The organism is Gardnerella sp. 30-4, from assembly GCF_001641215.1.
GTDB classification, from domain to species: domain Bacteria; phylum Actinomycetota; class Actinomycetes; order Actinomycetales; family Bifidobacteriaceae; genus Bifidobacterium; species Bifidobacterium leopoldii.
The window spans coordinates 1-1,793 of the sequence record NZ_LXJL01000148.1 but is presented as its reverse complement, the minus strand read 5'-3'; the positions used below and the strand labels follow the sequence as shown (position 1 = coordinate 1,793).

At 44.9% G+C, this 1,793-nt stretch carries 1 protein-coding gene; it reads right to left on the bottom strand.

All coding sequences use genetic code 11. The features are described from left to right. Nucleotides 1-48 precede the first annotated feature (48 nt). A complete protein-coding gene (locus A5294_RS06295) occupies nt 49-1,680 on the bottom strand; it encodes an APC family permease (RefSeq protein WP_064340729.1) in 1,632 nt (543 codons plus the stop codon). Between the last annotated feature and the right edge of the window lie 113 nt (nt 1,681-1,793).

Here is a 1,793-nt window from a genome sequence, read left to right as displayed (position 1 = left end):
GCTCGGAGATGTGTATAAGAGACAGCTTCTTGCTAAATAAATAATTTATTAATTTTGATTATTTTGCGAGGCCGCAGCAGACGCCTCAGCTTGAACTTCTGCACGAGCCTGCTCCTCTGTTTCTCCTTCAGCTACCTTCGCTGCAGCAGCGGCATCTTGAGCAAACAAAGTTTCAACCGGAACACCGAGCTGCTTAGCTTTACGCAACTGCCTGCCAAGCAAAGAATTACGGTAAGAGTAACCGAAGTACACCGCAAAACCAATTGCTAGCCACACTGCAAAACGAATCCACGTAAGCACAGACAAGTTAAGCATGAGCCAGAATGTAGAAAGTGCTGCAAACAGCGGAAGCCATGGATTGCCAGGAACGCTAAATGAACGGTGCAAATCTGGTCTGCGCATACGCATAATCGGCACGCCAGCAGAAACAAGCAGGAATGCAGAAAGCGTACCAATGTTCACCATATCGGAAAGAATACCAATATCGAGAGTGGAAGCAACGACTGCCACAACAATACCAGCAACGATCTGAAGTCTTGCAGGAATACCACGCTTGCTCACTTTAGAGAAGCTGCGTGGGAGCAGACCATCACGGCTAACAGCGAAGATAATGCGCGTAAGACCAAGCAAAAGCACCATCACAACGGTTGTCAAACCAATAACAATACCGAGGGAAATAATCTTTGCAGCCCAAGTAGCGCCCACAAGTTCGAAGCTTGTAGAAAGCGAAGGAGCGGCTTGCTTTGCCAAATCCTTATAGGAAACCATACCAGTTGTTACAACTGCGACGAGGATGTAAAGAACAGTAACAATAAACAATCCAAGACCAATGCCTCGTGGAATGTTCTTGTGCGGATCCTTAGTTTCTTCTGCTGTGGTTGCCACAACGTCAAAACCAATAAACGCGAAGAACACGAGGGCCGCGCCGGAAAGAATACCTGGAACGCCATAAACAGCTGGCTGCATGCCTGTTACCCACTGCCACAGAGGCTGTGCCATAACCCCAGAGACTTCTATTCCCTTTACACTTGCAGCGTCGGTTGCAGGTGGCACAAATGGCGTAAAGTTGGAAGCTTTAATGTAGAAGAAGCCCACAACAACCACGAACAGAACGATACCAATCTTCAAGATTGTTAAAGCGCCGTCGAAGCGTGCAGAAAGCTTAGTTCCAAGGACAAGCATAGTTGTAAAGAATGCAACGATTATAATTGGAGCAACATCAATAGTGAAACCACCTACGTTAAAACTGGTGGTCATATTCAAACCGAAAAGCTTCATTAAATCGTTAAGATAAACGCCCCAATACTTTGCAATTACTGAGCCAGCCATCAGCATTTCTAGGATCATATCCCAGCCAATAATCCAAGCAATAAGCTCACCAACTGTAGTATATGTAAACGTATAAGCAGATCCAGCAACTGGGATCATTGAAGCAAATTCTGCGTAGCACATTGCAGCAGAACCGCATACAATGCCTGCAATAATAAAGCTAATAATTACAGCAGGACCAGCATGGAATGCTGCAGCCTGAGCACCGACAGAGAAAATACCGGCACCAACAGCGACAGCAACACCCATAACTGCCAAATCCCAAGCATTTAATGTACGTTTAAGATGGCGTTCACCATCCATAGTCTCAGCGATAGTCTGTTCAACAGACTTTTTTCTCCATATTTGCATAATAAACGCACTTTCGTTGAGGTATAGGTATAAAGGTATGCCGCAATCAGAAGCGAATTAATAAATTTGCGAAACAGTTGCGACTTCACCTATATAAAATTTCTACTTAATTT

Coding starts and splice junctions, on each gene's coding strand:
- A5294_RS06295 (WP_064340729.1), bottom strand. CDS start 1,680: ATGCAAATATGGAGAAAAAAGTCTGTTGAACAGACTATCGCTGAGACT.